The organism is Rothia sp. HMSC071F11 (assembly GCF_001809115.1).
GTDB lineage: Bacteria > Actinomycetota > Actinomycetes > Actinomycetales > Micrococcaceae > Rothia > Rothia dentocariosa.
Map to the genome: position 1 here is coordinate 338,619 of NZ_KV795730.1, position 735 is coordinate 339,353.

A 735-nucleotide genomic window follows, 5' to 3' on the forward strand; every position below is an offset into this window, starting at 1 on the left:
CCACGATTGCGATAATATCTGCGACCGCGGTGACCACCCACATGAACCAGTACGACCATCCAAGGAAAAACCCTGCGGGGCGCCCGATCAGGTCGGTAGCAAAGTCTGAGAATGACTTATATTTCAGGTTTGATAGAAGGATCTCACCCATCGCACGCAGCACCAAGAAGATAGCGGCGCCGATAACCATGTAGACCAAGAGGATAGATGGACCAGCTTTAGAAATTGCTTTACCGGACCCCATGAAGAGCCCGGTACCAATAGCACCGCCGATAGCAATGAGCTGGATGTGTCGGTTGCTCAGCCCGCGGTGCAGTTCTTCAGCATTATCTGTCGTGTCTGCCGCCGATGCGGCATTATCGTGAGGTTGCTGCATGACAGTTCCTCTTTCGTGGTTGGGTCCCGCAGCCGAGCGGGACAGCCCCGGCTTTCGGGGCGGCAAGTGCAGCACTCAGCCCGTAAGATACGGTGAGCTATCACAACTTTTGAATATATATTCTACATAACAGGGACGGTATTGTGTAATTATCTCCAGGAAGTGTGTCGCGTATCTATAGCATGCGTCACGAACAATAAAATCTTTATATCGAAATTCAAAAAATTTCGGAAGGAATCTGTGAAAAACCCTTGACAATAAGCCTTACTTTCGGAAAACACAGCGCACGTGAGGTACATCCCTTTATTGCCTAGCTCGCCACATTCTCAAAAGAAAAATTCTCATCATATATGATTTCT

At 48.7% G+C, this 735-nt stretch carries 1 pseudogene; it reads right to left on the reverse strand.

Going from position 1 to position 735, the window contains the following annotated elements:
- A pseudogene (locus HMPREF2554_RS02460) lies at positions 1-376 on the reverse strand (amino acid permease); the annotation flags it as partial.
- Between the last annotated feature and the right edge of the window lie 359 nt (positions 377-735).